The organism is Pseudomonas sp. Pseusp18 (genome assembly GCF_059506005.1).
Window position 1 is genome coordinate 2,746,740 of sequence record NZ_CP169240.1, and the last position, 20,365, is coordinate 2,767,104.

The window sequence follows — 20,365 nt, forward strand, 5'->3', positions numbered from 1 at the left end:
CTGACCGGAGATCCTTGGGGCAACCCCGACGATCCCGTTCAAAAAACAACAACAATAAGTGGACATCGAACATGCCAAATCTCCCTCGGGACGCCCTCGTGGCGATCTCAACCTTACCTGTTCGCGCACGTCGTCTGGCCCTGTTGGGCTTGAGTGTGATTGCCACTCCGGCGCTGGCCGAAGGCTTTATCGATGACAGTCACGGCACCTTGACCCTGCGCAATTACTACCTGGATCGGGACTACAAGGACGACGGTGCGAAGACCGCGGCCCGGGAATGGGCCCAGGGTTTCATCATGAATGTGGAGTCGGGCTTTACCCCGGGGACCGTCGGCTTCGGCCTTGACGCTCGCGGCCTGATGGGGGTCAAGCTGGACTCGTCGCCGGACCGCAGCGGCACCGAGTTGTTGCCGGTGTCCGCCAGCGACAAGCGCGCGGCGGACGAGTATTCGCGCTTGGCCATGACCGCCAAGATGCGTTTTGCCCAAACCACGGTGAAGACTGGCGATGTATCGATCTTCCTGCCGTTCGCTTTCGCCAGTCCGTCACGGCTGCTGCCGCAGACGTTTCGCGGCACCACCCTCAGTTCAAAGGACATCGACGGGCTGACCTTCAACACCGGCTACATCGATCGCATCAACAAGCGCGATTCCACTAACTACCAGCCGATGAGCATCGCTTCGCCGAACCGGCGTTTCAACGGCGCGGCCACCTCATCGCACATGGCCTATGTCGGCGGCGATTACCAGGTGAACAAGGATCTGAGTCTGCGTGCCTATCACGCCGAAGTGGCGGACCTGTACCAGCAGAACACCCTGGCCTTGCTGCACACGCTGCAGGTGGGCGAGGGCACGCTGACCACTGACTTGCGCAGTTTTTTCAGCGACGAGGACGGCAGCGCCAAGGCCGGCAAGGTCGACAACCGCAACCTTTCGGCGCTGTTCGGCTATCGCTTTGGCGGCCATCGCCTGAGCCTGGGTTATATGCACTCCAGTGGTGACACCGCGACGCCTTACGTGTCGGGCACCGAGTTGATGGGCATGAGTGAGCTGACCATGAGCTCGGACTTTCTCAATGCCAAGGAGCGAACCTGGCAGGCGATCTACGACTATGACTTTGCCGCTGCCGGGGTACCCGGCCTGAAGAGCCGGCTGCGTTATGTGCGCGGTGATCATATCGAACTGGCGGCGCTGAATGCCGACGACCGCAAGGAGCGGGAGTTCCAGATGGAACTGGGGTATGTGATCCAGAGTGGCCCTTTGAAGAACGTCGGGCTGATGGCGCGCAAGTCGATCTATCGCAATGACTTCCCCGCCGGCGCGGCGTTTCGCGATGAAAACCAGACCCGCTTTCTGGTGCTCTACACCGTGCCGATCTGGTAAGTCTTTCAGGCCTGATAGACCTTCTTCAGCAACCTGAGCAGTTCTTCGCGTTCCTGGCTGTCGAGGGCGGACGTGGCATCCATGTCGCTCTCGGCAGCGATCAGTTTCAGCTCCTTGAGCAGGGCTTCGCCGGTCTTGCTGAGAAAAATCCCGTAGGAGCGTTTGTCCGGTTTGCAGCGCACTCGCACCGCCAGCGCCCGGCTTTCCAGTTTATTGAGCAGCGGCACCACTTGCGGTGGCTCGATGGCCAGCGCCTTGGCCAGGTCGGCCTGCATCAGCCCGGGGTTCTGGTCGATGATCGCCAGGGCCGAGAACTGCGCCGGGCGCAAGTCGTGGGCCGAGAGCCGGCCAATCAGGTTCTGGAACAGTTTCAGCTGCGCCCGGCGCATGGCGTAACCGATCAGGTCGTCGAGGGCTGCGTCCAGCGACGCCTGGGTTTCGACGCTGTCGGCAGGCGCCTCGGGGGCGGCGGCAATCTTGGAAGACTTGGCCATTGCAGGGTGAATCCTCGGGCTGGCGGTTAAGAAGACTATCTAGTTTGCCGAGATTGGCCGGGGATAGCCACGACCTCTTTCAGATTTCTGGGAGCTGCGCCCGTTTCAGGCACGAAAGCAACTCGGTTAATTTTATTAATAGTTAATTGACATAACTATATTTGCGGTTTAGTTTTTACCCATCGTCAAGCCAAGAACAAGAGAGCATCGCCATGAGTAATTACGAAGGTCGCTGGACAACGGTCAAAGTGGAAATCGAGGAAGGCATCGCTTGGGTCATCCTCAACCGTCCGGAAAAACGCAACGCCATGAGCCCGACCCTGAACCGCGAGATGATCGACGTTCTGGAAACCCTGGAGCAGGATCCGGACGCCGGTGTCCTGGTGCTGACGGGTGCGGGCGAAGCCTGGACTGCGGGCATGGACCTCAAGGAATACTTCCGCGAAGTAGACGCCGGCCCGGAAATCCTTCAGGAAAAAATCCGCCGCGAAGCCTCTCAATGGCAATGGAAACTGCTGCGCATGTACGCCAAGCCGACCATCGCCATGGTCAACGGCTGGTGCTTCGGTGGCGGTTTCAGCCCGCTGGTGGCCTGCGATTTGGCGATCTGCGCCGATGAAGCGACTTTCGGCCTGTCGGAAATCAACTGGGGCATCCCGCCGGGTAACCTGGTGAGCAAAGCCATGGCCGACACCGTGGGCCATCGCCAGTCGCTGTACTACATCATGACCGGCAAGACCTTCGGCGGGCAGAAAGCCGCCGAGATGGGCCTGGTCAACGAGAGCGTGCCGCTGGCGCAACTGCGTGAGGTGACGATCGAGCTGGCGCGTAACCTGCTGGAGAAAAACCCGGTGGTGCTGCGCGCAGCCAAGCACGGCTTCAAGCGTTGCCGCGAACTCACTTGGGAGCAGAACGAAGATTACCTGTACGCCAAGCTCGATCAGTCGCGCCTGCTGGACACCGAAGGTGGCCGCGAGCAGGGCATGAAGCAGTTCCTCGACGACAAGAGCATCAAGCCCGGTTTGCAGGCTTATAAACGCTGAGCCCTGGCGTTGAGAACAAGGCGAGCTGGCCGGGCGATCGAGCGTCCGCCAGCTGTTCGCCCCGGCGCCTCGGCGCTACTGTGAGCCCCTCGAACGTATTCCCGATAAAGACAATAAAGAGGAATCACCATGCTGGACGTGCCCCTGCTGATCGGCGGCCAGTCGTGCCCCGCCCGAGACGGTCGAACCTTCGAACGGCGTAATCCGGTGACCGGCGAAATCGTGTCGCGGGTTGCCGCCGCCACCCTGGAAGATGCCGACGCCGCCGTGGCTGCGGCCAAAGCGGCATTCCCCACCTGGGCGGCCCTGGCCCCCAATGAACGACGCACCCGGTTGCTACGCGCCGCCGAGCAGTTGCAGGCCCGCAGCGCGGAATTCATCGCCGCCGCCGGTGAGACCGGCGCCATGGCCAACTGGTACGGTTTCAATGTGCATCTGGCGTCGAACATGCTGCGTGAAGCGGCATCCATGACCACCCAGATCACCGGCGAAGTCATTCCTTCGGATGTGCCCGGCAGCTTCGCCATGGCCCTGCGTCAACCGTGTGGCGTGGTGCTCGGCATCGCGCCGTGGAACGCCCCAGTCATCCTCGCCACCCGCGCCATCGCCATGCCGCTGGCCTGCGGCAATACCGTGGTGCTCAAGGCGTCGGAACTGAGCCCGGCGGTGCATAGGCTGATTGGCCAGGTATTGCAGGACGCCGGCCTCGGCGATGGCGTGGTCAACGTCATCAGCAACGCGCCCCAGGATGCCGCGGCGATTGTCGAACGGCTGATCGCCAACCCGGCGGTGCGTCGGGTCAACTTCACCGGCTCGACCCATGTCGGGCGCATCGTCGGTGAACTGTCGGCGCGTCATCTCAAACCGGTGTTGCTGGAACTGGGCGGCAAGGCGCCGTTCCTGGTGCTGGAAGATGCCGACCTGGATGCGGCAGTCGAGGCCGCGGCCTTCGGTGCCTTCTTCAACCAGGGACAGATCTGCATGTCCACCGAGCGCCTGATCGTCGATGCCAAGGTGGCCGATGCCTTTGTCGCCAAACTGGCGGCGAAGATCGCCACCTTGCCCGCCGGCAACCCCAATGCCGAAGGTTCGGTGCTGGGTTCGCTGGTGGACAGCAACGCCGGCGAACGGATCAAACTGCTGATCGACGATGCTCTCGACAAGGGCGCAACCCTGGTCGCGGGGGGGCGGCTGGAGGGCAGTATTCTGCAGCCGACTTTGCTCGATAGCGTCACCGATGCCATGCGCCTGTACCGCGAAGAATCCTTTGGCCCGGTGGCGGTGGTGCTGCGCGGCGAAGGTGATGAAGAGCTGCTGCGTCTGGCCAACGATTCCGAGTTCGGCTTGTCGGCGGCGATCTTCAGTCGTGACACCGGTCACGCGTTGGCCTTGGCCCAGCGAGTCGAGTCGGGCATCTGCCATATCAACGGCCCGACCGTGCACGACGAGGCACAGATGCCTTTCGGCGGGGTCAAGTCCAGCGGCTATGGCAGTTTTGGCGGCAAGGCGTCCATCGAGCACTTCACCCAATTGCGCTGGGTGACCTTGCAGAACGGACCGCGGCACTACCCGATCTGAGCAGCTGTCGCAGCGTCGGGCGACGTACGCTTGAGAGCGCTCGTCGCCCGCGTGCAGGCCAGATATCACAATAACAAGGCTGCCATGCCCCAGTTGACTGCTTCGCAGCGGACCGGTGGCGTGACTTGATGGAGAACAAGCACGTGAGTTCCGAATTCAGATCGCCACCCCAGACCGAAGCCAGTGCACCGCGCTATCGCCAGGTATCCATCGGCTGTCCTGCGGTCGAAGTCAGCGAAGAGCAGGGCATATTGCATATGCGCTCCCTGGAACCCTTGGCCGAGTTGCCCGTACGCTTGCTCGATCGCCTGGTGCATTGGGCCCGGGTGCGCCCGCAACAGACCTTTGTTGCCGCTCGCCAGGAGGGCGGCGACTGGCGCCGGGTGAGTTACGCCGAGATGCTGACCAGCGTCCGCGCCATTGCCCAAAGCCTGCTGAGTTATGGCCTGTCGGCAGAGCGACCACTGGCGATCCTCTCGGGCAACGACATCGAGCATTTGCAGATTGCCCTGGGCGCTATGTATGCCGGCATTCCCTATAGCCCGATTTCCCCGGCCTATTCGTTGTTGTCCCAGGATTTCGCCAAGCTGCGGCATGTCTGCGACCTGCTGCAACCGGGGCTGGTGTTCGTCAGCGACGCCGCGACCTATCAGCGGGCGATCGACGCGGTGCTGCCGGCCGAAACGCCGCTGATTACCGTGCATGGCCAAGTACCGGGCCGCCGTCAGGTGAGTTTTGCCAGCCTGCTGGAACAACCCGGCGGTGCCGAGGCCGATTGCGCCTTCACGGCTACCGGGCCGGACAGCATCGCCAAATTTCTGTTTACCTCAGGTTCCACCAAATTGCCCAAGGCGGTGGTCACCACCCAGCGCATGCTCTGCGCCAACCAGCAGATGCTGTTGCAAACCTTCCCGGTGTTCGGCGAAGAACCTCCGGTGCTGGTGGACTGGCTGCCGTGGAATCACACCTTCGGCGGCAGCCACAACGTCGGCATCGTGCTGTACAACGGCGGCACTTTTTACCTGGACGACGGCAAGCCGACCGTTCAGGGTTTTGCTGAAACACTGCGCAACCTCAAGGAAATATCGCCCACCGCCTACCTGACCGTGCCCAAGGGCTGGGAAGAACTGGTCAACGCTCTGGAGCAGGATGGCGAGTTGCGCGAGCGTTTCTTCTCGCGCATGAAACTGTTCTTTTTCGCTGCCGCCGGTTTGTCGCAACGGGTTTGGGATCGCCTGGACCGGGTCGCCGAACAGCATTGTGGCGAACGCATTCGCATGATGGCCGGGCTCGGCATGACCGAGGCGTCACCGTCCTGCACGTTCACCACCGGGCCGCTGTCCATGGCCGGTTACATCGGCCTGCCGGCACCTGGTTGCGAAGTGCGGCTGGTGCCGGTGGACGGCAAGCTGGAAGGGCGTTTTCGCGGGCCGCACATCATGCCGGGTTACTGGCGCGCGCCGCAGCAGACCGCCGAGGTGTTCGACGAACAGGGTTTCTACTGTTCTGGCGATGCGCTGAAACTGGCTGACCCCCGTGATCCGCAACTCGGGCTGATGTTCGACGGGCGCATCGCCGAGGACTTCAAGCTCAGCTCCGGTGTGTTTGTCAGCGTCGGCCCGCTGCGCAATCGCGCGGTGCTCGAAGGTTCTCCTTATGTTCAGGACCTGGTGGTGGCCGCACCGGACCGCGAGTGCCTGGGGGCGCTGGTCTTTCCCCGGTTGTATGAATGCCGACGTCTGGCCGGTTTGAGTGCCCACGCCAGCGATGCAGAAGTCTTGGCCAGCGCGCCGGTGCGTCAGTGGTTCAGCGATTGGCTGCAGCGGCTCAACCGCGACGCCACTGGTAATGCCAGTCGTCTGGAATGGATCGCGCTGCTCGACGAACCAGCTTCCATCGACCGTGGTGAAATCACCGACAAGGGCTCGATCAATCAGCGTGCGGTGTTGCAGTGGCGTGCCGACAAGGTCGAGGCGCTGTATCGCGGTGAAGATCCTTCTATCCTGCGCGCCGGACCTCTGCCGTGAACGGTGCGGGGCAGTATTCGAGCTTTAGCGATGTGGTGATTTTCGAAACCCTACGCACGCCTTGGGTCGACCTCGGCGGGGCGTTGGCTCAGGTCTCGCCGATCGATCTGGGGATCAAGGTCGGGCGTGAGGTATTGGTCCGCGCCGCTGTCGATCCGTCCTCGGTGGACAGCGTGCTCGCCGGCTCCGTGGCTCAGGCCAGTTTCGATGCTTACCTGCTGCCTCGACATATCGGCCTTTACAGTGGTGTGCCGCAAGAGACTCCGGCGCTGGGGGTGCAGCGCATCTGCGCCACCGGTTTCGAACTCTTGCGGCAGGCCGCCAGGCAGCTGGATGACGGCGTGCAGCTGGCCCTGTGTGTGGCAGCCGAATCGATGTCACGCAACCCGATTGCCGCTTACACCCACCGTAGCGGTTTTCGGCTCGGCGCCGAGGTGGCGTTCAAGGACTTTCTCTGGGAAGCCCTCTACGACCCGGCCCCAGGCGTAGACATGATCACCACCGCCGACAACCTGGCCCGGCGGCATGGCCTGAGCCGCGACGAAGTGGATCGCTACGCTCTGTGCAGTCATCAACTGGCATTGCAGGCGCAAGCCGACGGCTGGTTCGAACCGGAACTGGTAGCGATCGGCAATGAGCGTTTTGAGTTGGCCGGCTATCAGCCACGGAATATTCAGTTGCCACGGGGCGTGGACTGCGTGACGCGCGACAGCCACCCGCGACCTACCGATCTGAGCGCTTTGGGCCGGTTGCGGGCGGTGCATGCCGGCGGTGTGCAAACGGCCGGCAACAGTTGCGCGGTGGTCGATGGTGCGGCGGCCGCGCTGGTGGGGCGAGCCTCTGCGGCGCGGCGTCCGGTGTTGGCGCATTTGCTGGCCAGTGCCGTGGTGGGCGTGGCACCGGAGTTCATGGGCATCGGGCCGGCGCCGGCGATCCAGTTGCTGCTGCAACGCAGCGGCCTGGCCATTGACGACATCGGCTTGTTGGAAATCAACGAAGCCCAGGCGGCACAGGTGCTGGCCGTGGCGCAGGTGCTGGAACTGGACGGCGACCGCCTCAACCGGCGGGGCGGCTCCATCGCCCTGGGGCATCCCTTGGCCGCCAGTGGATTGCGTCTGGTGCTGACCCTGGCCAGGCAACTGCGCGAGGGCAATCTGCGTTATGGCATTGCCGCCGCGTGTGTCGGCGGCGGGCAGGGCATGGCGCTGCTGATCGAGAACCCAGCCTATCAAGGCTGAGGCAGAACACCGCAGCCTCTGCCCAAACCTGGCGTCACTCTCTTGCGTTACTATGCAGGCCCACCTTTCTGGAAGTTGCCTGGATGAGTAAGCCCGGTCAAACGGTGCTGGTCGCATTGCGCAAGATGATCGCCTCGGGCGAGCTGGCGGCTGGCGAGCGGTTGATGGAAATCCCCACGGCGCAGCTGTTCGGTGTTTCGCGGATGCCGGTGCGCATGGCGTTCCGCACGCTGGAGCAGGAAGGCTTGCTGGTGCGTTTTGGCGGGCGCGGGTTTCAGGTGCGTTCGGTCAGCCCCGATGACATTGCCGGTGCGGTCGAAGTACGGGGCGTACTCGAAGGCCTGGCGGCGCGTCAGACCGCCGAGCGCGGGCTCTCGGACAAAGCCCGGGCGACCCTCGAACAGTGCCTGATGCAGGGTGATCAGCTGTTCGACAAAGGGTACGTGACCATAGAAGACCTGGAGGTCTATCACGACATCAACATGCGTTTTCACGAGGTGATTGTCGAAGGCAGCCATAACCCGGCGATCGCCGACGCCCTGGCGCGCAACGATCATTTGCCCTTCGCTTCGGTGACTGCCCTGGCCGTGGACCGCAACGATATGGTCCGGGAATACCGACGCTTCAACTATGCCCACATGCAACACCATTCGGTGTTCGATGCCTTGGTCAATCGCCAGGGCGCGCGGGCCGAAGCGATCATGCGCGAACACGCCAACGCCACGTTGCGCTACGCCGAGGTCTTCGGCTCAGCGACGGCCGAGGAGCGGATGAAGGTCATTCTCCGCTCGGAATAGGTGCGGTTTATCAGATATCCAGCACCAGCAGCGGCGTTTTCGAGCGCGAGCAGCAAGGGGTGAACTGGTCGTTGCAAGCCTGTTCATCCTCGGTGAGGAACAGGTCGCGATGCTCCGGCACACCCTCCAGAACCCGAGTCAGGCAAGTGCCACAAATGCCCTGTTCGCAGGAAATGGCGATCTCGATGCCCTGGTTTTGCAACACCTGCACCACGCTCTTGTCGGCTGGTACTTCGAAGACCTGACCGCTGCTGGCGACCTTGATCGAGAAACTGCCATCGGTGCCAGTGTCGACGGGTGCGGCGGCAAAGTACTCGCGGTGCAGGCATTGCTCCTGCCAACTCTGCTTCCTGGCCGTGTCCAACACGTGCTGCATGAAGCCGCCGGGGCCACACACATATAAATGAACGTCGCTCTGCGGCGTGGCCAGAACCTTGGCCGCATCCAGCACGGTGTCGGGTTCCTGATCGAAATGCAGGAACACCCGGTCGGCAAAAGGCGAGCGTTGCAGGCGTTCGACAAAGGCTGCGCGGTCCCGTGATCGGGCACAGTAATGCAGCTCGAAATCCGCGCCGCTGTGGGCCAGGCGTTCGGCCATGCACAGGATCGGCGTGATCCCGATACCGCCCGCAAACAGCAGGCTGCGCCTGGCCTCATGGACCAACGGGAACAGGTTGCGCGGTTCACTGATCGGCAGGCGCGTGCCGGGGTGGATCTGCTCGTGCATGGCCAGTGAACCGCCCCGGGAGGTCGGGTCCTTGAGCACGCCGATCAGGTAGCGATGGCGTTCTTCGGGGTGATTGCACAGGGAATATTGCCGGATCAAGCCGCCGGGCAGGTGCACATCGATATGCGCACCGGCGCTGAAGGCCGGCAGCGGTCGGTCATCGACACTGGCCAGCTCATAGCTGCAGATGTCCTGGGCTTCGTTGTTGCGCGATACCACCAGCACTTCGATCATGCCATGGACTCCTGCGGGGCTTGTTCCCTGGCGATCAGGCGCTCCAGAACTCGACGCGACTGCACGCCGCCAGCGTCGATATTGAGCTTGAGCAAGTTGCGCGCGGGATGGCTGAGCAGGTTCTGTTGCTGGCGTTCGAGCATCTCCAGGTCCTCGCTGAAAATCTTGCCCTGTCCCTCGCGAATGCTCGCGGTCAAGGCTTCATCCTGCGGATTGAAGTTGCGCGCCATACCCCAGAAGTACCAGATCGAGGTCTCGGTTTCCGGCGTGATGAAGTCGACGACGATGCTCGACGCCTTGAACTGCTGGGGAGCCTGATAACCGCCATGGCCGGCATGGGCCACGCCGACTTCGATCAGCACATGGCTGGGCGGGGTGAAGCGGCAGATCTGCCAGCGGTCCACCGGCACATCGTCGGCCAGGTTGTTGCCGCGCAGGGCCATGCGCCAGAAGGGCGGGGCCATGATGTTTTCCATGTGGCGGGCAGTGACCACCTCGTCGCCTTCGACCGTGGTCACCGGCGGCGCTTCGTCGATTTCCTTCTGGCCGATGCTGGACGCATGAACGTAGGTTTCATGAGTCAGGTCCATCAGGTTGTCGATCATCAGGCGGTAGTCGCACTGGATGTGGAACAGGCCGCCGCCATAGGCCCACTCGTCACTGACCGCCCATTCCAGGTGATGGATCAGCGCCGGGTCGGCCAACGCCTGATCGCCGGGCCAGACCCAAATAAAGCCGTAGCGCTCGACCACGGCAAAGGTCTTGTTGCACGGGAAGCCGCGAACCCGCTGCCCGGGCATTTCCACAGTCTTGCCGTCGCACCCCATCACCAGGCCGTGATAGCCGCACACCAGATTGCCGTTTTCCACATAGCCCAAGGACAGCGGCGCGCCGCGATGAGGGCAGAAGTCCTCGACAGCCGCCACCTTACCCTCGTGGCCGCGGTAAAAAACCATCTTTTCACCGCAGATCTGACGGCCCAATGGCTTGCCAGCGATTTCATCGGGCGTGCAGGCGACGTACCAGGTGTTCTTGGGGTACATGGAGATTCTCCAAGGTGGTTTGTTGTTATTTAGTGGATCCATTAGTGGTGATTTTAGGGGGTATTGTCAAATTAATTCTGCTTGTTAACGATTTAGTGGATCCATTGGTGAGTCGAGAGCGCTCACAAATCAATTCCGGCGGGAATCTCTGAAATCCGGTAACCATCCGGTCGCCAGGAAATTGAGCGCACGCTAAGATCGCCTGCAAACGTTTCGACGCCATCGAGGCAACTTCACGGGGCTCAGTAGTGAACATCGACACCCGCATCAAATTCCGTCATCTGGTGTGCTTTCTCGAAATGGCTCGTCAGGGCAGCCTGGCGCGAGCGGCGGATACCTTGGCGGTGAGTCAGCCAGCGATGTCGAAGACGCTCAAGGAGCTGGAGGAGCTGCTGGCAGCAAGCTTGTTTATACGCAGTAAAAGTGGTGTAAACCTGACCGAAGCCGGGGTTGCCTTTTTGCGTTATGCCGGGCCTTCGGTGCAGGCGCTGCGTGATGGGGTGAATACCTTGCGTGGTGGCGAATATGCGGCAGGCACGGTTCGACTCGGCGTGTTGTCGACAGTGGAAAGTTTGCTGGTGCCTGAGGTTGTACGGCGCTTGCACGAGCGTCATTCGGCGCTGGTGGTGAGTGTGGTGACCGGGCCAAGCGCCTATTTGTTGTCGCAGTTGCGGGTGGGCGATGTGGATCTGGTGGTCGGCCGTATGACCGATAGCCCGGAGATTCAGGGGCTGACCTTCGAGCATCTGTACAGTGAATCCATGACACTGGTGGTGCGTCCCTATCATCCCTTGCTGGCCGAGCCGCTGGAGCGTAGCGCCCTGGAAAATTTCCCGCTGGTGCTGCCGCTGGCAGGGACGACGATTCGCAAATATGCCGATAGCCTGTTCGTGCAATGCGGCATCAGCCAGTCGCGGCAGCGTCTGGAAACCTTGTCCGTGACCCTGAGTCGTCGGTATGTGTTGTCCAGCGAGGCGATCTGGATCGCGCCACTGGATGCCGTGCGCCTGGATCTGGCAAGCGGCGAACTGTTTGAGATCAATCTGGGGCAGCGCGAACCGGGTGGTTCGGTGGGGATTTCCAGCAACGCCAGCTTGCCCTTGTCACTGGCGGCCCAGTGGTGTGTCGAGGTGCTGCGCGAGGTAGGGCAGGCGTATCGCGAAGGGCTTTATCCATAACCGTTTGGTTATGTGTTGAAGGTGGCTTTTCAATATTCCCCAGCCTTCTGTTGTTTGAAACTGCGCAGGCAGTGCTCCATAAATCAAACAACAGGAGATCGACATGTCTGATGCAGACAGCAGTCGTTTCGTTATTCGTGACCGTAATTGGCACCCCAAAGCCCTGACCCCTGATTACAAAACCTCTGTCGCCCGTTCTCCACGCCAAGCCTTGGTGAGCATCCCCCAGTCGGCCAGCGAAACCAGCGGCCCGGATTTCTCTCACCTGAAGATGGGGCGGTTCGATAACGACCTGCTACTCAACTTCAATAATGGCGGGTTGCCGGTGGGAGAGAGGATCATCGTTTCCGGCCGGGTCTGTGATCAATATGGCAAGCCCATCCCGCATACTCTGGTGGAGATGTGGCAGGCCAACGCCGGCGGTCGCTACCGGCACAAGAATGATCGCTACCTGGCGCCACTGGACCCGAATTTCGGCGGTGTCGGCCGGGCTCTGACCGATCGTGATGGCTATTACAGCTTTCGCACCGTGAAACCCGGACCATATCCTTGGCGCAATGGCCCGAATGACTGGCGACCGGCGCACATCCATTTCTCCATCAGCGGGCCATCGATCGCCACGCGCCTGATCACCCAGCTGTATTTCGAAGGCGATCCGCTGATCCCGATGTGCCCGATCGTCAAGTCGATCGCCAATCCAGAGGCGGTACAGAGCCTGATCGCCCGGCTCGACATGGGTAATGCCAATCCGATGGATTGCCTGGCCTATCGCTTCGACATCGTGCTGCGCGGCCAGCGCAAGACCCACTTCGAAAACTGCTGAGGAGTCCGTCCATGCCTATCGAACTGCTACCCGAAACCCCTTCGCAAACGGCCGGCCCTTACGTGCATATCGGTCTAGCCCTGGCGGCTGCCGGCAACCCGACGCGGCCGGAAGAAATCTGGAATCAGATGGCCAAGCCGGGTGCCGAGGGCGAACAGATACTGCTGATCGGTCATGTCTATGACGGCAACGGTCACCTGGTGCGAGACTCGTTTCTGGAGTTTTGGCAGGCCAATCATGAAGGTGTCTACGACCCGGTCTTCGACTCGGAAAAAAACTTCAACAGTTTCGGCCGAACCGCCACCACCTTCGATGCAGGGGAGTGGACACTCAATACCATCAAGCCCGGCGTGGTGAAGAATGCCGCCGGGGTGCCGATGGCGCCGCATATCAATGTGTCGCTGTTTGCCCGCGGGATCAATATTCACCTGCAAACCCGGCTGTACTTTGCCGATGAGCCACACGCCAACGCGACGTGCCCGGTGCTTAATCTGATCGAGCAACCGCAGCGTCGCGAAACGCTGATAGCGCAGCGTTGCGAGGTGGATGGCAAGGCGGCTTATCGTTTCGACATCCGTATTCAGGGGGAGGGTGAAACGGTGTTCTTCGATTTTTAAAAGGCAACATGATGCCGAGCGCGAAAAACTCGGGCACTGGCGCGAGGTAAATAGGGTTTAGTTTTTTTGCGTCTGGTGCTAGAGAATTGCGAAAACTGAGGTGGTTGGATAGGCAGCGGAGACGATAGTCCCCGCTGCCTTTTGTTTTCAGCCTGCTTTGATTAGCTTTTCGGCAATCCATTGCGCGATTTGCGTAACGACGGCGTTTCCGGCAGCGAAAGCTTCTGCAAGGTTGGCCGCATCCAGTCCGAGGCAAAGCCCATCATCTTCAGACGCTCGCTGCCGCTCAGCCATCTGATGCCATCCGTGCGGTTGAGCGATGAAAGTTGTACACCCCTTATCGAGCATGGCCGCCTTGTAAGTACCTTTAGCCAATGCAGCAAGCAACTGACACTCGCGATCGAAACAGGCCTGGACGTGGACCCGCACGGCTTTTCCCATCCCCACTGACTTGGTGCTGATGGACTTTCTGGAGCAGATGACAACAGTTCAGATTTCGAGGGAAGAAAATCCATATCACAGCATCAGATTTTTCTCGTCCATCGTTCTTTGGTTAGCCAATTATGGTTACGTAGAAAGCGGCTCTGTACTTAGCAACGGAACCGTTATTCGCTGCACGCTTACAGCCAGAGCATTGGAATTGCTCAAAGCAATGCCTTCAGATCTCGAAAATAAAGATCCGTCTCTGGGCGAGCAGCTGGTCAGCGCGACAAAAGATGGCATGACGGGAAAGGTCAAAGAGCTTGTTTCTGACTTTTTGAGCAAAGCCGTCGTTTTTTGCACCAAGGCAACAGCGGATTGGGTTGGTTCCTAGTTCCTATGCTTGGCTGCGTGGCTGACCCCTTTCAGGCCAGCCCTGCTAAAGCTCCCTATCAGACCCCTTCAACTGGTGATGGAAACCTCGAGTCTATAAATGCTTTCGGCGTCTTCGGAAACCTGCCAAGCACCTTATCTCTTTCACTGTCAGGATGTGGCACATTGACATGGCTAGCCGAGCAAGTAAATTCGACCTTACTGCTGACGGTCATCTGGCATGACGATGCATGCGGCTACGGTCAGCTATGCTGCTAGCACTCGAAATCGCTTACAAGGTCAACAATGCACCCTCTCTCAGAAGAAGCAGAATCACTGCAAGGAATTCTGATTTCGCAGGCCACTGGCGGTAACGAAGACGACTTGGCTTACCTGAAATTGCGTCAAGTGGTTTTGGCTGATTCAACCCTCGCCACGATGGTTCCTCGCTTCGTAAGAACGTGCAGGAGCCTCGGTCAGTTTTGGCAGTTTATTAAAGGAAAATATGCAACCTACGCCGAACGTAGGACCTATATTTGGGACGAGTTTCGTCCGCTACTGGACTATGTCGAAAAAAGTGGAACGTCACCGGCGGATAATGTCGTTACAGGGGCTATTGAGAGGTTCGATTCAGAACATGTGAGAGCGGCTTGGACCAAGTCACTGGAACGCCGAGCGACTGACCCAGAGGGAGCTATTACGATGGCCAGAACCCTTTTGGAATCGGTCTGCAAACACATCCTTGAAGCGGCTGGGTTGGAATATGCTGACAGCCCCGACCTGAATAAGCTCTATCGTCAAACGGCAGAGTTACTGAACCTCGCGCCCTCACAACACACCGAACAGGTTTTCAAGCAAATATTGGGTGGTTGTACAGCCGTTGTTGAAGGCCTGGGCGCGCTTCGTAATCGCCTGAGTGATTCGCATGGCACGGGTAAGGCCGGAGTGAAACCTGCACCACGTCATGCGGAGCTAGCAGTGAACCTTGCAGGCTCTCTCGCTTTGTATCTGCTAGGGACATGGGAAGCCCAACTGCCTAATAGGTTATGAGGAGCTTGCATGTATTGGCTGGCTAACAAAAAGGTCAGTAGCAATACCCCAAGGAAAGTTTAATCTTATGTCTGGAGCATTATGAAGAACCCAAGTGCAGCTCTCGATACATCCTTATTGCCACAATACGTAATGTCCGCTGCATTTATGGAACGTTTTCTCATTGCCGCGCACATAAATGGCGCTCCAATTGAACGTAGCTCTAACACTGAAATAGTAAAAGTTGTAGATGCTAGCGAACTAGAAGTAGATCTTCTGAAATATTTCACGGAAAACAAAGAATCCTTTCGTGACGAGTTTACTGCAGAGCTGGAGGATAAGCTTTCAGAGGGTGCCTTTAAGTTATTTTGCGAAGTTCTCGTCGAAGAGTGGTTTGACGGCATGAGCAAGCGTAAGAACGGCCGGTCTCGACGACTGAAACGTTCAATATATGATTACTTGCTTACGTTGAACAACAGTGAAACTCAATTTGTTCAGACTGAGGATCTGCCCGTAGATATAGAGCCATTGATTGATGCCGAAGATATCGCAGCAATTTTGACCGTCAACGATCAAATGATTTATCGCCATATTGAAGCATGGAAGCAAAGCCATCCTAACAGTGACAGTATCAGTGATAGCGATGTTTTCCTACGAAGGGGATTGGCGATTAATGGTGAGCTCGATACCAGTGAGCCCTATCGAGAAATGGATTTTATAAACTCATATTCCATCGCTTTCAGTGCCCCAGAGAAATTTTCACAAATAGGGAAGAAAACTCCAGTGCTCGTAAATGGAGAAATTACGCTATTCGCGAGCCGAGTACTTTTCTTCTCACCATTCATTCCCGGTATGGATGCCAATCAGCTGGAATTTGGAATAATACCGTCCGTAATGCCTCTCCCCATCCATTATCAAGGCTCTCATGGAGGTATCCTCGAGTACATCCTTGATCCAGCGCCATTCCACAGATGAATTAGAACTAGATGCTCAACGCCGCCATCCCTGCCTAGGGCAGAGATGGCATATATAAGCGAAGTTGTAAGCCTGCTTAGAGCTTCGGCAGTTCTACATATTAGCTATGCGGGAGCTCTTTTCGGCAACAGCAGACAAGAAGGTCATGCCGACTCTGAAACCTCCTTGTAATACTCGTCCGTCAGGCTTTCATGTTCTTTAATCAAACCCCACAATGTCTCCTCTACTTCAAAGACGCTGTCTTCTACATCATTATTTTCCAGTTTGGCGGCAAGCCTCTGTACGGCGTCAGCGTAAAGAAGCACTGCGTTGGTAGCCAAATAATAAGCAAACGATGTTTTTTCGGCTTCAATGCTTTTGAAAATTTCGAGCTTGAATTCTGGTGCCGTGTGTTCAAGTAGCATTTGATTATAAATATCTTCCGAAAAAGAGTGCACTGAATTACAGGTTGGCGCATAGAGGATGTGGTAGAGGTTTTCGAGCCCCACAGCTTTAAACCGAGCACGCGCGTCAGACCACCCCTTGACCTTAGGGTCTCTGAAGAGTGGAAGAAGGTCTTTAACAAACTTCAGATTATCGAAAAAAGCTCTTGCTCGCTGTTCCGAACCTTCGTCTTTAGTAAGCACGGCGAAATCAAGCCATTTTTCTCCTCTATCTCTGGAGGTAGTCAAATAGCTTTTTAGAAGTGATTTTGCTCGCCTCGTATCATCTTCCTCGTTGATATACACGAGGTTTATAGTGTTTTCGAGTGCAACTCTGGACAGTGCCTCAACAGATGAATATAGGCCGTTCGACAGAGAAAGAAGAAGGCTATTATTGAGGTCGGCTACGATGTGCAGCAAGGTTTCGGTTTCGACCTTTAGAATGAAAGGCAGCGGGTTGTCCTGCCCTACCTGCAAATCGCGAGCTCCTTTCGTCACTTTCTCTAAGCAGGAATTAAGCGTAGGAAGGTGATTTTTGTGATCAAAGTGTCGCGCTGAAAAGCGTTGCACGGATTTTATAAACTCTTCTGAATTGTCCATGGTCATCTGCGGTAATTCCCCAATCCGTGCGATCTGGCCTGTCCTAATCGCTCCCGGTACATACTATATTGGTGGCCCTCTGCCACTTTTCAACTGCGAACGACCATCTACGATTTGATTGGATACGGCAAGAGCGTGGCCGGCAGTCCGCCATTCGCTAAGTCTGCTTTCACAGCGGCGTTTTTTTTGGAGTGCCGTTAAGCGATACCAAGATTCTTGTTGAACCTGGCCAAATGATCCTCCCCACCCACCCGAAAAATATTCGCCAAATTATCCAGCAGCACCACCTCATCCCCATTGATCATCTGCCGCACATAAGTGGCCGAAAACGGCGTCTCATACTTCGTCGGGTCTCGTGGTTTGAGCGTACCCAACTGATACTCCTTCCCCGTAATGGTCATGGTCGTGACCAGCGGAATCTCGTTCACCAGCCCCCCGTTATTGAACACCTGAACGTTAGACCGACACTGCAGCTGCACGCTCTTGAATGACTACATGGCCGCCATCGCCAACGCAGGTGCCGACATGTACTACATCATCACCGGCCAAAAAATCGCCGTCGCACCGTCCGCGGAAGAAGCTCCTGCATGGGCCCTCATCGACGGCGAAAAACTCGGGCGAATCATCGAAATGCTCGAAGCCGCCGCCAAACAGGCCGGGCGGCGCTGGCCATCAAAAAAGCTGAAATTGGTAATAAATCGCTAAAATAGCAAAGGAGAACTATGCCAAGCGAGGACGGAGACCTGGTAAGCAAATTATCAGCCAGGCTTTCAGAGGAAATACAAAACCTCCCCAAGGATGGAAACGAACATCAACTCACCATCGACATCAAAGGCAACCGCGGACACATCAACCTCGGCCGCCAAACCTTCGACATCAACACCACCAAACATCCGCCACCCCAAGACAGCGACCGATCCCGCCAATGCCCCCAATGCGATCGCGGCACCTGGCGCTACACCCGACTGTGCATACACTGCGACTACAACCTGCAAAGCCACGACGACAACGTCGCCCAAAAAACAGCCCAGGCCCGCCAGCAGAACAACAACCGAAACACACTGAAAATCTGCGTGGCCCGCATCGGCATCGCCGACTTAAGCTTCACCCTCAAAGACCACCTGCCCGAAGCACTCAAAGCCTACGCCCTGATCGCCACCGGTGCTTTTGGTTGCGTGGCCTTCATGCTCGTGGCCTCACACTAAGCAAACCCCAAGAACGAAACATCCACAAGGAGCTTCAAATGAACCAGAACAAAAACAATACAGAGCCACAAAAAATCCCAACAGAGCGGGAAAGACGCCTTTTCAAGCGCGGTAGGAAATACATTAAATAAGTTCAGGATTCATTATTTCGAATGCCTTGAAAGTGTAAATTCGTCAAAGGCGGGGAAACCTTAGAGGGCTAGAAAAAAGCAATGCCAGGCAGCTAGCCTGCCCGGCACTACTTTTTGCTGCAATACGAATGATTTAGTTGCTTCCTGGTTTTTTAATCTTCTCCCACTCTTCATCATCAACTACATTTATGATATTGGTCGTTGATGAGTATGGATAAAACTCCGGGAGATGACTAACAATTTGACCATCTTCAAAAAAGTGATGAGCAATAGACGGAAATAGTCCAGGGTTCACCGGATGCAAAGCATTGGGATTGTGAAACATTGATAGCCCCTCGGCCCAATTTTCATCACACTCTCTCGTCACCTTATAAGAAAATTTCTTAGGTAAAGATGCGTTATCATCATGATGATGACAATAGCCACTGCGGAGCAGAATAATATTTTCAGCTCCAAAGCCTGCCTGTTTTCCCATCCTATTGAATTTTGAAATTGTACCGCTATTTGAGAACATCACTGCGCTAATATTCTCTGTGTCTTTCTGAAAAAAGTAGCCGGACGGGATTTCCTTTGCTCCGTGCTTATGTTTTTCTATAACGATTGGGTCGATGACCAGTTTGCCATCTTCATCGTAGTGAGAGTTGTGGTGCACGCCGTAAAGGTAGTTAGGGAGCGATGTCGAACTCCACAACATTGATTGCTGCTCATGGAAATCGGCAATGGCCAAGACCAAAGGGTTTCCTGCAACGTGCTTGTGCTTCCAGTACTCTTTTTTGAGTTTTGTATAAAGAGGGCTGCCAAACTTTATTGGCATCTCATTCATCGTCTTTTCCAAGGCTTGCTCTTTTGTCAATGTCTGGCCGGAAAAGCGAGCTTCTTCCTCAGTCATCGGCTTGGCGCGGCCGACGATAGTAGCTTCAATACATACCTTTTGACCGTACTTGTTTAAGTTAAAATCAGGAGCGTAGTGAGAAGTGTCAAAGTCGAAACCTTCCTCGATAAAATAGGCATTCAGATACAGCTCCCATATGCGAGCATCGAAACCGGATGATTGGAACTGCTCAACGAAATTTCCGTCAATATCAGTGTAATGGGGCATCATCTCGCCGATGATCCCTCTAGCAGAGGAAAAAGAGGGCTCCTCATTAAGTCGTCGAAAAAACGGGTGGATTTTTTCTTCGGAAACAATAATTTCGAACAGCTCTATTGCTTTTCCTTTGTCATGCTGGGGAAATTCAGTTTGTCCGGATTTTGTTACTTCTTCAATTTTTTCGAGCAGCGCTTTTTCAGCTTCCTTTTTGCTCTCAAAACACGACCCGACGCCAAATCCTCTATAACGACCGATTTCATCACGGCCTAGCGTTACCCATGCATATTCATCATCAATGTCATGGAGCAAAACGCCTAGAACTGTTTCATCTTGGTTCGCGAACCAGTCAATTTCTTCACTGACCATCGCAGCCATAGGCATGCGAGATGGCCCCACTAATGCAGTGAACCTTTTTTTATCAATTTTACTGATTTTTATCTCATCGCTCATACGATACTCCCTGTATTTTTTGCCTGCGCACAGATTATAGACGCAGCCATCTCCCCTGTAGAATTCGACCTCGGTCTATACATCTAGCGACGATAACTTACTCGTTAACCACATTTAAAAGCCCTCCACCCACATGCCGACCACCATAGCGGCGTGTGTATTTCTGGCACCCGTAAATCGTGGTGCCCTGACTGGAGGCAACTTAATGCGACCCCAATCCCCCCGCGGCATCCGCAACCACAACCCCGGCAACGTCCGCCACGCCAAAGGCATCCGCTGGCAAAGCATGGCCGCCCACCAAACCGACCCCCAACTCGTCCAATTCTCCGACCCAAGATGGGGCATCCGCGCCATCGCCCGCGTCCTCATCACCTACCAAGACAAACGCCAAGCCGCCGACGGCAGGGGGATATGTTCGCCCCGTCGGTTGAGGACTGACGGGGCGTTTTTCGATGCACTGGGGGCAAGGGAATTGCAGGAGGTGTCCCAG

21 protein-coding genes are annotated in these 20,365 nt (G+C 57.0%); 14 read left to right on the forward strand and 7 right to left on the reverse strand.

What is annotated here, in order from left to right; genetic code table 11:
• The first annotated feature begins 71 nt into the window (after positions 1-71).
• Positions 72-1,382 (forward strand): OprD family porin, encoded by a 1,311-nt coding sequence (locus tag ACEN9A_RS12480; RefSeq protein WP_258673807.1) that lies wholly within the window; start codon positions 72-74, stop codon positions 1,380-1,382.
• 5 nt (positions 1,383-1,387) lie between these two features.
• Here ACEN9A_RS12480 and ACEN9A_RS12485 read toward each other — a convergent pair whose 3' ends face one another.
• Complete coding sequence (locus tag ACEN9A_RS12485) at positions 1,388-1,876, reverse strand: MarR family winged helix-turn-helix transcriptional regulator (protein WP_258673808.1); 489 nt, start codon at positions 1,874-1,876, stop codon at positions 1,388-1,390.
• 212 nt (positions 1,877-2,088) lie between these two features.
• On the opposite strand from ACEN9A_RS12485, the gene ACEN9A_RS12490 reads away from it, so the two are divergent.
• The 5 genes from ACEN9A_RS12490 (at position 2,089) to ACEN9A_RS12510 (ending at position 8,559) form a co-directional block, all read left to right on the forward strand.
• Positions 2,089-2,919: a p-hydroxycinnamoyl CoA hydratase/lyase gene (locus tag ACEN9A_RS12490; RefSeq protein ID WP_007895816.1), complete on the forward strand. Its 831-nt coding sequence runs from the start codon at positions 2,089-2,091 to the stop codon at positions 2,917-2,919.
• 129 nt (positions 2,920-3,048) lie between these two features.
• Positions 3,049-4,497 carry an aldehyde dehydrogenase gene (locus ACEN9A_RS12495; RefSeq protein ID WP_258673809.1) on the forward strand — a complete coding sequence of 483 codons (1,449 nt, stop codon included), beginning with the start codon at positions 3,049-3,051 and terminating at the stop codon, positions 4,495-4,497.
• Positions 4,498-4,640: 143 nt separating this feature from the next.
• A complete protein-coding gene (locus ACEN9A_RS12500) occupies positions 4,641-6,524 on the forward strand; it encodes a feruloyl-CoA synthase (protein ID WP_258673810.1) in 1,884 nt (627 codons plus the stop codon).
• Positions 6,521-7,762 (forward strand): thiolase family protein, encoded by a 1,242-nt coding sequence (locus ACEN9A_RS12505; protein ID WP_258673811.1) that lies wholly within the window; start codon positions 6,521-6,523, stop codon positions 7,760-7,762. The genes ACEN9A_RS12500 and ACEN9A_RS12505 overlap by 4 nt, the downstream gene beginning before the upstream one ends.
• 83 nt (positions 7,763-7,845) lie before the next feature.
• A complete protein-coding gene (locus ACEN9A_RS12510; RefSeq protein WP_258673812.1) occupies positions 7,846-8,559 on the forward strand; it encodes a GntR family transcriptional regulator in 714 nt (237 codons plus the stop codon).
• Positions 8,560-8,569: 10 nt separating this feature from the next.
• Here ACEN9A_RS12510 and ACEN9A_RS12515 read toward each other — a convergent pair whose 3' ends face one another.
• Positions 8,570-9,520, reverse strand: a complete 951-nt coding sequence (locus ACEN9A_RS12515) for a PDR/VanB family oxidoreductase (protein WP_258673814.1) — start codon at positions 9,518-9,520, stop codon at positions 8,570-8,572.
• On the reverse strand, positions 9,517-10,563 hold the full coding sequence (locus tag ACEN9A_RS12520; protein WP_258673815.1) for a Rieske 2Fe-2S domain-containing protein: 1,047 nt from the start codon (positions 10,561-10,563) through the stop codon (positions 9,517-9,519). Before ACEN9A_RS12520 ends, ACEN9A_RS12515 begins: the two co-directional genes overlap by 4 nt.
• Before the next feature lie 248 nt (positions 10,564-10,811).
• Here ACEN9A_RS12520 and pcaQ point away from each other — a divergent pair, with 248 nt between their 5' ends.
• From pcaQ to pcaG, 3 genes are all read left to right on the forward strand, one after another.
• A complete protein-coding gene (gene pcaQ, locus ACEN9A_RS12525; protein ID WP_258673816.1) occupies positions 10,812-11,741 on the forward strand; it encodes a pca operon transcription factor PcaQ in 930 nt (309 codons plus the stop codon).
• 103 nt (positions 11,742-11,844) lie between these two features.
• Positions 11,845-12,564: a protocatechuate 3,4-dioxygenase subunit beta gene (gene pcaH, locus ACEN9A_RS12530; protein ID WP_018927930.1), complete on the forward strand. Its 720-nt coding sequence runs from the start codon at positions 11,845-11,847 to the stop codon at positions 12,562-12,564.
• A gap of 11 nt (positions 12,565-12,575) precedes the next feature.
• On the forward strand, positions 12,576-13,181 hold the full coding sequence (pcaG, locus tag ACEN9A_RS12535; RefSeq protein WP_258673817.1) for a protocatechuate 3,4-dioxygenase subunit alpha: 606 nt from the start codon (positions 12,576-12,578) through the stop codon (positions 13,179-13,181).
• Positions 13,182-13,328: 147 nt separating this feature from the next.
• Here pcaG and ACEN9A_RS12540 read toward each other — a convergent pair whose 3' ends face one another.
• On the reverse strand, positions 13,329-13,622 hold the full coding sequence (locus tag ACEN9A_RS12540; RefSeq protein WP_258673818.1) for a hypothetical protein: 294 nt from the start codon (positions 13,620-13,622) through the stop codon (positions 13,329-13,331).
• A 19-nt stretch (positions 13,623-13,641) separates the two neighbouring features.
• On the opposite strand from ACEN9A_RS12540, the gene ACEN9A_RS12545 reads away from it, so the two are divergent.
• From ACEN9A_RS12545 to ACEN9A_RS12555, 3 genes are all read left to right on the forward strand, one after another.
• Complete coding sequence (locus ACEN9A_RS12545) at positions 13,642-13,995, forward strand: hypothetical protein (RefSeq protein WP_258673819.1); 354 nt, start codon at positions 13,642-13,644, stop codon at positions 13,993-13,995.
• A gap of 284 nt (positions 13,996-14,279) precedes the next feature.
• Positions 14,280-15,023, forward strand: a complete 744-nt coding sequence (locus ACEN9A_RS12550) for an abortive infection family protein (protein ID WP_258673820.1) — start codon at positions 14,280-14,282, stop codon at positions 15,021-15,023.
• An 81-nt stretch (positions 15,024-15,104) separates the two neighbouring features.
• Positions 15,105-15,977, forward strand: a complete 873-nt coding sequence (locus tag ACEN9A_RS12555) for a hypothetical protein (protein WP_258673821.1) — start codon at positions 15,105-15,107, stop codon at positions 15,975-15,977.
• Positions 15,978-16,120: 143 nt separating this feature from the next.
• On the opposite strand, the gene ACEN9A_RS12560 is transcribed toward ACEN9A_RS12555, so the two are convergent.
• Both ACEN9A_RS12560 and ACEN9A_RS12565 read right to left on the reverse strand, forming a co-directional pair.
• Positions 16,121-17,005 (reverse strand): DUF5677 domain-containing protein, encoded by an 885-nt coding sequence (locus ACEN9A_RS12560; protein ID WP_258673823.1) that lies wholly within the window; start codon positions 17,003-17,005, stop codon positions 16,121-16,123.
• Between the two features lie 191 nt (positions 17,006-17,196).
• The gene (locus ACEN9A_RS12565; RefSeq protein ID WP_258673824.1) at positions 17,197-17,478 is read right to left on the reverse strand and encodes a phage major tail tube protein; all 282 of its coding nucleotides are present in this window, start codon (positions 17,476-17,478) and stop codon (positions 17,197-17,199) included.
• Between the two features lie 16 nt (positions 17,479-17,494).
• Here ACEN9A_RS12565 and ACEN9A_RS12570 point away from each other — a divergent pair, with 16 nt between their 5' ends.
• Both ACEN9A_RS12570 and ACEN9A_RS12575 read left to right on the forward strand, forming a co-directional pair.
• The gene (locus ACEN9A_RS12570) at positions 17,495-17,704 is read left to right on the forward strand and encodes a hypothetical protein (RefSeq protein WP_258673825.1); all 210 of its coding nucleotides are present in this window, start codon (positions 17,495-17,497) and stop codon (positions 17,702-17,704) included.
• A 17-nt stretch (positions 17,705-17,721) separates the two neighbouring features.
• Positions 17,722-18,204 carry a hypothetical protein gene (locus tag ACEN9A_RS12575; protein ID WP_258673826.1) on the forward strand — a complete coding sequence of 161 codons (483 nt, stop codon included), beginning with the start codon at positions 17,722-17,724 and terminating at the stop codon, positions 18,202-18,204.
• Positions 18,205-18,468: 264 nt separating this feature from the next.
• Here ACEN9A_RS12575 and ACEN9A_RS12580 read toward each other — a convergent pair whose 3' ends face one another.
• Positions 18,469-19,875 (reverse strand): hypothetical protein, encoded by a 1,407-nt coding sequence (locus tag ACEN9A_RS12580; protein ID WP_258673828.1) that lies wholly within the window; start codon positions 19,873-19,875, stop codon positions 18,469-18,471.
• Between the last annotated feature and the right edge of the window lie 490 nt (positions 19,876-20,365).

Excerpts from the sequence above, each read along its gene's own strand:
- ACEN9A_RS12575 (WP_258673826.1), top strand. The coding sequence starts at position 17,722 with ATGCCAAGCGAGGACGGAGACCTGGTAAGCAAATTATCAGCCAGGCTT.
- ACEN9A_RS12520 (WP_258673815.1), bottom strand. The coding sequence starts at position 10,563 with ATGTACCCCAAGAACACCTGGTACGTCGCCTGCACGCCCGATGAAATC.
- ACEN9A_RS12545 (WP_258673819.1), top strand. The coding sequence starts at position 13,642 with ATGGACTTTCTGGAGCAGATGACAACAGTTCAGATTTCGAGGGAAGAA.
- ACEN9A_RS12490 (WP_007895816.1), top strand. The coding sequence starts at position 2,089 with ATGAGTAATTACGAAGGTCGCTGGACAACGGTCAAAGTGGAAATCGAG.
- ACEN9A_RS12495 (WP_258673809.1), top strand. The coding sequence starts at position 3,049 with ATGCTGGACGTGCCCCTGCTGATCGGCGGCCAGTCGTGCCCCGCCCGA.
- ACEN9A_RS12485 (WP_258673808.1), bottom strand. The coding sequence starts at position 1,876 with ATGGCCAAGTCTTCCAAGATTGCCGCCGCCCCCGAGGCGCCTGCCGAC.
- ACEN9A_RS12555 (WP_258673821.1), top strand. The coding sequence starts at position 15,105 with ATGAAGAACCCAAGTGCAGCTCTCGATACATCCTTATTGCCACAATAC.
- ACEN9A_RS12560 (WP_258673823.1), bottom strand. The coding sequence starts at position 17,005 with ATGACCATGGACAATTCAGAAGAGTTTATAAAATCCGTGCAACGCTTT.
- pcaG (WP_258673817.1), top strand. The coding sequence starts at position 12,576 with ATGCCTATCGAACTGCTACCCGAAACCCCTTCGCAAACGGCCGGCCCT.
- ACEN9A_RS12515 (WP_258673814.1), bottom strand. The coding sequence starts at position 9,520 with ATGATCGAAGTGCTGGTGGTATCGCGCAACAACGAAGCCCAGGACATC.
- ACEN9A_RS12540 (WP_258673818.1), bottom strand. The coding sequence starts at position 13,622 with ATGGGAAAAGCCGTGCGGGTCCACGTCCAGGCCTGTTTCGATCGCGAG.
- ACEN9A_RS12480 (WP_258673807.1), top strand. The coding sequence starts at position 72 with ATGCCAAATCTCCCTCGGGACGCCCTCGTGGCGATCTCAACCTTACCT.
- ACEN9A_RS12550 (WP_258673820.1), top strand. The coding sequence starts at position 14,280 with ATGCACCCTCTCTCAGAAGAAGCAGAATCACTGCAAGGAATTCTGATT.
- ACEN9A_RS12570 (WP_258673825.1), top strand. The coding sequence starts at position 17,495 with ATGGCCGCCATCGCCAACGCAGGTGCCGACATGTACTACATCATCACC.
- ACEN9A_RS12510 (WP_258673812.1), top strand. The coding sequence starts at position 7,846 with ATGAGTAAGCCCGGTCAAACGGTGCTGGTCGCATTGCGCAAGATGATC.
- pcaH (WP_018927930.1), top strand. The coding sequence starts at position 11,845 with ATGTCTGATGCAGACAGCAGTCGTTTCGTTATTCGTGACCGTAATTGG.
- ACEN9A_RS12580 (WP_258673828.1), bottom strand. The coding sequence starts at position 19,875 with ATGAGCGATGAGATAAAAATCAGTAAAATTGATAAAAAAAGGTTCACT.